Source organism: Streptomyces sp., assembly GCF_031178505.1.
GTDB lineage: Bacteria > Actinomycetota > Actinomycetes > Streptomycetales > Streptomycetaceae > Streptomyces > Streptomyces gulbargensis.
Genome location: NZ_JAPSIW010000386.1, coordinates 1 through 6,537 on the forward strand (window position 1 = coordinate 1; position 6,537 = coordinate 6,537).

The window sequence follows — 6,537 nt, forward strand, 5'->3', positions numbered from 1 at the left end:
CGAGCACCGGCCGACCGTCCCCCTGGGACCCAGTCCTGACCGATCCGACGGGGCTCGGATGCGCCCCGGTCTCAGCCGCTGCGGCGGATGGGCACGACGACCTTCTGGCCGGTGGCCTTCTCTCCGAGGCGGAAGAACTTCACCTGTCCCTCGCTGTGGGTGTGCTCCAGCCAGCCGTCGTGGGCGAGCTCCCGGCGGGCCCGGGAGAAGTGCGGCGCGGGCGCACCGATCAGCTCAGCCAGCTCGGCCGCCGTCTTCTCCACTGCGTGGTCGAGTCCGCCGTGCACCGCGTACGTCATCAGCATGTTCTGCTTGAGGTGCGGCAGCTCGCTGATGCGGCGTTGCAGCTCGGCGAGCTCGGGGTACGGCTCTTGGCGTCCCATCGGTGGTGTCCTTCTTCTCCGCGTCCGGTCTTCCCGGCAGTGTCGGCAGATGGTAGGCGGCGGCTTCCTCGGACTGCTCCTCGCCTGTCAGGCTCGAGATGATGTGCGGACTCGCTCGGTATTTGATCGTTCGGCCTACGACTTCGGCAACCAGGAAGAGCTTGTTCTCCGCCAGTTTCTTCGCGATGCGCCGCGTCGCCTGAGGAGTGAGCCCCAGGTGCCGGGCTGCCTCGCCTGCGCTGGCACCGCCCTTCTCGTAGGTCATGATCCCGCAGTAGAAGAAGACACGGATGTCGTCCCCCGTCAGCCCGGACTCGTGGGCGAGCATCGCCAGCAGGCGCTCGAACGAGATCTGCCCGAACCGGCCACCGAGGCGGTAGGCCCGACGCTGTTCTGGTTCGTCCTCCCATAACTCCTGGACCTCACCGGTCTGCCTGTTGACCAGGCTGCGGTAAGAGCTGCGCGCGTGTTTCCGCACCGACGACCCCCCACCTGTGCTTCCCGACGGCACAGAGATTACCGCAGGCGACATGTCGTGGATGGTCATCGAACGAACTCCTAAGTTCCTCCGATGACGCCTGCCGACATGTCGCTGGACGACATGTCGCTGGACGACATGTATCGGCATCCTAGGATGCCGATACTTTTCGCGTTTCCGCAGGTCAGAAGCTTCGGGTGGCTGCGCCCTCTGTATGTATAAAAGGAACAGCAACCACGGAGGCCGTCCGCCGGATCGGGGTCGTCGTCCTCCGGCCGTCACCACCGCTCCCGAGCACGGGGGCCGGGCGCCGGTCGATGAGCAGGGTGGCTGATGCCGCACATGGCCGAGGTGACCTCCTCGCCGCCGTCGTCCGTCTGCCGCGCCGTCGTGGCTGGCTTTCGGTGGCTGAGGCCCAGGCGCGCGGGCAAGGGAGGGGCCGGGGTTCTCGCGCGGGCGCGGCCCGGTCGCCGTGCGGGGCGGACCGTCACACCGCCGTCATACCGCCGTCGCCCGGCAACGCACGGGCTGCCGGGCGACGGGCCTCGGGCTCACGCCGAACGACGGCGCCAGGCCGACATGCGGTACGGGACCGACAGGCACCGGCGGTCACCACGTACAGACCGGCGCCCGGCGCGGCCCCCGCGCTCAGAGGTCCCAGACCCCGCGCGCGACCGCGTCCTTCACGAAGTCGTCGAAGTCGCGCGGCTCGCGCCCGAGCACCCGGCGCACGTCGTCCGTCGGCTCCGCGTTCTTGCTGTCCCGGATCTGCGCGGCCAGGTCGGCGAGGAACAGGGCGTAGTCGGCGGCCACGTCGTAGCAGAGCAGCTCGTCCACGTACTCCTGGTGCGTCACCGGGTGGTACCGCACGTCCCGGCCCGTCGCGTGCGCGATGGTGTCGATGACCTGGCCGAAGGTGAGCGCGCGCGGCCCGCTGAGCTCGTACGTCCGACCGGCGTGGCCGTCCTCCAGCAGCGCGGCCGCCGCCACCGCGGCGACGTCGTCGGCGTCCACGAAGGGCTCGAGGCCGTCCCCGGCGGGCAGCGGCAGCTCACCGGCGAGCACGCAGTCGAGGAACACGCCCTCGTCGAAGTTCTGGAAGAACCAGTTGGGGCGCAGCACGGTCCACTCGGCCCCGCACTCCCGCACGCCCCGCTCCCCGGCGATCAGCGACTTCCCGCCGACCTGCTCGGTGACCCGGGCCTGCAGCAGCACCATGCGGCGTACGCCCCGGTCGACGGCGAGCCCGGCGAAGGCCCGGATGCTCGCCTCGGCGTCCCACTGCCCGGGCCGATCCTGCGCGTCCACGAGGTAGACGGCGTCGGCCCCGTCGAGCGCGGGCTCCCAGGTGTTGGGGTCGTCCCAGTCGAAGCGGACCGGCCCGCGGCGGCTGGCGGCCCGTACCCGGGCGCCGTGGTCCTTGAGGAGCGGGACCAGCCGGCGGCCGGTCTTGCCCGTCCCGCCGAGGACGAGGACGGTCGTGTCGGAGTGGTCGTCCGGGTCCTTCACCACGTACGGGGCGGCCGTGACCGCACGCGTGGTGCCAGAGGTGCCGGTGGTGGTGCCGGGGGTGGTGGTCATGGTGGTGGTCATCGCGACGGAGAGCCTTCCTGTGGGAACCGGTTGCGGAGGGAGAGCGCCCGCGGCGGTCACAGGAACGGGGTGTCGGGAGCGAGACCGAGGATCGCCCGGCCGTGCACTTCCTGGTTGGTGGTGAAGGTGAACAGCGCGTGCAGCGACAACCCGCGGATGTCGCGGTGGAAGCGCTGCAGCGGCTCGTCGCTGAGGATCACCGAGGCCCCGGCCGCCTCGAACAGGCCGTCGACGGCCTCCTTGGCGAGCTGGATGGCGTAGGCGGCCCGGCCGCGCGCGGCGGCCCGCTCGGCCACGTCCGGCTGGGTTCCGGCGTCGGCGTGCTCCTGGAGCCGGCGCAGCCAGCGCTCCTGGAGCGCCTCGGCGGCCTCGATCCGGTTGGCGGCGAGGGCCACCTGCACCTGGGTGAGCGGCGACAGGCTCTGGTCGGTCCACGAGGTGTACGTGATGCCCCGCCCCGGCAGCCGCTCCAGGAAGCGCTCGTACGCGCCCTTGGCCATGCCGATGTAGGCGGCGGCGCCCTGCGCCATGAAGAAGGGGACGAAGGGGTACTCGCCGCCCGCGAGGACGTCGGTGAGCGGCACCACCCGGTGCGCGGGGACGCTCACGCCGGCGGCGGTCACGGTGGAGCTTCCGGTTCCGGCGCCCGCGGAGGCGTACCAGTCGTCCGCGACGGTGAGCGCGGAGAGCGGGACGAGCGCGGCGTACGGCGCGGGGGTGCCGTCCGGGCCGGCGAGGAGCGCGGAGAGCAGCGCCCAGTCCGCTCCCTGGGAGCCGGAGATCCACTTCCAGGAGCCGTCGAGGGTGTAGCCGTCGCCGCCGTCGGCGGTGAGGGTGCCGGAGGGGGTGAATCCGGTGGAGACGCGTACGGAGCCGCCGGCGTACACCTCCTCCTGGGCCTGTTCGGGGAAGAGGCTCGGCACCCAGGCACTGGAGACCCAGATCATGGAGACCCAGCCGGTGGCCGAGTCGCCCCGGGCTATCTGGTTCAGGACCGCGGCCTGATCGGCCACCGGCGCCCCGAGGCCGCCGAAGCGGCGCGGGACGGCGAGCCGGAAGACACCGGCCTTGTCGAGAAGTTCGATGTTCTCGTCCGGGATCCAGCGGCGCTGTTCCGCTTCCGCTCCGCTCTCCCGGAGCGTCGGGACCAGGGCCGTCACCTCGTCGAGCACCGCGGTGACACCGCTGTCAGTCCTGGTCATCCTGCCTCCTCAGCAGTCGTTTCCCGTATGAGACTCGCTGCGGTGCCTCAGCTACGAGAATTCCGCTCCCAAGGCAGCGGCGAGTGCTCCGCATCCTCCCTGACACAGGGTCATATGGGAGTCATCCGGAACTCTGCGGCATATGGCGAGATTCCGGTGGACGGAGGATGAGGAGGAGGAGACCCGGAAGTGATGGGGTGCGGTTATGGGAGGGGGTCAGGGCATTGCCCCGGCCGACCGGGGCTTGGAGGCCGGGGCAATGCGGAACCGGAACCCGCAGCCATCATGCGGCAAGCCGATGAGCTGGGGGAAGAACGCACTTCTTGGTCAGTAACCCACCCCTGGGGAAGTGATCCGGGCGCGGCCCGGTGGGGGAAGCCGGCTCCCGGACGTCCGGGTGAGCGGCGCGGTGAGGAGGACCGCGCCACGGGTCCGGCGGGGCCGGACGTCCGCGGCATCATCGCACCCGCCCTTCGCGTACGTCCCGCACCTCACGCCCGTCGCGCACCTCACGGGCCTCGGCGGCGAACTCGTCGCCGACCGGTTCCGCCGCCAGGTCGGCGAGTTCGAGCGTGTCCACCGCGTAGGCCGCCGACACCAGCGTCATGTGGTGGTGCCAGCCGGGGAAGGACCGGCCGGTGAAGTCGCTCATGCCGTAGTCCTCGCCGATCGCGGCGAGCGCCGCCCCGGAGGTGGACTTGAGCCGCAGCAGGGCGAGGAAGTCGCTCGACGCGCCGTCCAGCATGTTGGTCAGCCACACCCGGCGGGGCCTGTCCCGCGCCGGCGACCACTCGGCGAGCAGCCGGAAACGTCCGGCGCGCGTGCCGTCGGGCAGGTCGAGCCAGGACGGGGAGTTCAGGGTCACGAGCGGCCCGCGCACCGGCGGCTTCAGGACGGGGGCGCGCCGCTGCTCCTCGGCGCCGAGCGACAGCAGGAAGCCGGCACCGCGCGCCATGAGCCCGGCGGCGGCGCGCGCGGTGTCGCCGGTGCCGCGCAGGTCGAGGATGACGGGCGCGCCCCGGCCGCGCCGCGGCTCGGGCAGCCCGTCGAGGAGGTCGAGCGCCAGCTCCTCCAGGGGGCGGCGGCGCACTCCCTCGGGGATGCGGGCACGGCGCCGGTGCGTCTCGTCCTCGCCCCAGGCCCGGTTGAGGTACAGCCGCCAGTCGACGGGCAGGCTGCGGTCCCGTTCGGTGAGGAACATGCCGAGCGCGATCTGACAGTTGACCGAGCCGCCGGTGGGGGTGGGGCGCCGGTGGACGCCCACGATCTGCTCGCCGTACTTGGGTATGAGGGCGAGTTCCAGGACGGTGGCGCGCGGGTTCATCCACTCGCCGGCCAGGCGGGTCAGCGCCCGGCGCGGCGGCCGCCAGTCCCACGGGCTCTGGTTGACGAACTGCTGGAGGGCCTGGAGGTCGGTGGTGGAGGACGCCATGGCCCGTACGGTCTTGCGGCCGGGCGAGGTGAGCAGGGCCCGCAGGTAGGCCTTGGCGCAGCGTCGCTGATCGGAGCGGGGCAGGGTGCCGAACACGGCGTTCACGAACCAGGCGGGGACCGGTTCGATCCCCGCGCCCGTCTCGGTGTCCGCTCCCGGCGGGGTGTCCGTCCCGGGGCGTTCCCTGGTGAGCTGCTGCACCATCTCCGCTCCTCGTCGCTCGCCCTGTCGGAGGCCACCCTGCCGACCGGCTCTTGAATTTCGCGTGGAGCGCGCGTGCCCCGCGCTCCGACCAGCGCGAACCGCCCCGGCGCCGCGCGGGTAGGCCCCGGGGCCGGGGGCGCCCCGGGCCCGGAGCCGCCGCGAAAGCCGCCACGGACACCCGCCCGAAGTCCCCACCCGGCCTCCGGAGCCCCGCGGACACCCCTCGCCGAGGCCCGTCCGCATCCCCTCCCGGTCCCCGGCGCCCCGTCAACTCCCGCCCCGCACACCGCTGCTGTGTCGCACCCGGTACCGTGCGTGCCCATGCTCGCGATACGGTTCGACCGCTTCGGCGGCCCCGAGGTCCTCACGCCCGTCGACGTCCCCGCCCCGGTGCCCGGCCCGGGCGAGGCCCTGATCACGGTGGAGGCCGCCGGGGTCAACTTCGCCGACACCTTCCAGGTGGACGGCTCGTACCTGGACGCCGGCCTGCTCCCGCACATCCCCGGCGGCGAGGTCGTCGGCCGGACCGAGGACGGCCGCCGGGTCCTCGCCAAGGTCACCCACGGCTACGCGCAGCAGGTCGTCGCCCGGGAGTCCGCCCTGGTCGAGGTCCCCGAGGAACTGGACGCGCCCCGGGCGCTCGCGCTGCTGACGCAGGGCCTGACCGCCTGGCACCTGCTGCGTTCCGCGGCCCGGCTGGAGGCGGGCGAGAGCGTGGTCGTGCACTCGGCCGCGGGGGGCGTGGGCAGTCTCGCGGTGCAGCTGGCCCGGGAGTTCGGCGCCGGTCTCGTCCTGGCGCAGGCCTCGACGCCCGAGAAGGAGCGGCTGGCCCTGGAGCTGGGGGCCGACGGCCCGGCCCGCTACCCGCTGGACCGCCGGGTGGACGTGATCCTGGACGCCGCGGGCGGCGACCTCTTCGACCGGGCGCTCGGCGCCCTCGCCGACTTCGGCCGCCTCGTCACGTACGGCAACGCCTCCCGTACGGCCTTCTCCGCGCTCGACCCGGCCCGGCTCAGCCGCCTCAACGCCTCCGTCGTCGGGTTCTGGCTGCGCCCCACCCTGGCCCGGCCGGGAGCACTGCACGAGCCGCTCAAGGAGCTGTTCGACCTGACCCTGCGGGGGCGGCTGCGGCCGGTGGCGGGTCCCGAGTACCCCCTGACCGAGGCCCGCCGCGCCCACACGGACCTGCTGGAACGCCGTACGACGGGCAAGGTCGTCCTGCGCCCCTGAACCCGCCCCGGCCGC

5 protein-coding genes are annotated in these 6,537 nt (G+C 72.9%); 1 reads left to right on the forward strand and 4 read right to left on the reverse strand.

Translation table 11 applies throughout. From position 1 onward, the window contains the following. Nucleotides 1-71: 71 nt before the first annotated feature. The 4 genes from RIF68_RS22825 to RIF68_RS22840 form a co-directional block, all read right to left on the reverse strand. Nucleotides 72-383: a hypothetical protein gene (locus RIF68_RS22825; RefSeq protein WP_309053155.1), complete on the reverse strand. Its 312-nt coding sequence runs from the start codon at nt 381-383 to the stop codon at nt 72-74. Nucleotides 384-1,509: 1,126 nt separating this feature from the next. Beyond that, a complete protein-coding gene (locus tag RIF68_RS22830; RefSeq protein ID WP_309053156.1) occupies nt 1,510-2,454 on the reverse strand; it encodes an NAD(P)H-binding protein in 945 nt (314 codons plus the stop codon). Between the two features lie 56 nt (nt 2,455-2,510). Further along, nucleotides 2,511-3,656: an acyl-CoA dehydrogenase family protein gene (locus RIF68_RS22835; protein WP_309053157.1), complete on the reverse strand. Its 1,146-nt coding sequence runs from the start codon at nt 3,654-3,656 to the stop codon at nt 2,511-2,513. A gap of 457 nt (nt 3,657-4,113) precedes the next feature. Then, entirely contained in the window at nt 4,114-5,292 is a 1,179-nt protein-coding gene (locus RIF68_RS22840) for a transposase (RefSeq protein ID WP_309053158.1), read from the reverse strand. A gap of 321 nt (nt 5,293-5,613) precedes the next feature. Between RIF68_RS22840 and RIF68_RS22845 the strand changes: the two genes are divergently transcribed. Then, entirely contained in the window at nt 5,614-6,522 is a 909-nt protein-coding gene (locus RIF68_RS22845; RefSeq protein WP_309053159.1) for a zinc-binding dehydrogenase, read from the forward strand. Nucleotides 6,523-6,537: the final 15 nt, after the last annotated feature.

Excerpts from the sequence above, each read along its gene's own strand:
- RIF68_RS22845 (WP_309053159.1), top strand. The coding sequence starts at position 5,614 with ATGCTCGCGATACGGTTCGACCGCTTCGGCGGCCCCGAGGTCCTCACG.
- RIF68_RS22840 (WP_309053158.1), bottom strand. The coding sequence starts at position 5,292 with ATGGTGCAGCAGCTCACCAGGGAACGCCCCGGGACGGACACCCCGCCG.
- RIF68_RS22835 (WP_309053157.1), bottom strand. The coding sequence starts at position 3,656 with ATGACCAGGACTGACAGCGGTGTCACCGCGGTGCTCGACGAGGTGACG.
- RIF68_RS22825 (WP_309053155.1), bottom strand. The coding sequence starts at position 383 with ATGGGACGCCAAGAGCCGTACCCCGAGCTCGCCGAGCTGCAACGCCGC.
- RIF68_RS22830 (WP_309053156.1), bottom strand. The coding sequence starts at position 2,454 with ATGACCACCACCATGACCACCACCCCCGGCACCACCACCGGCACCTCT.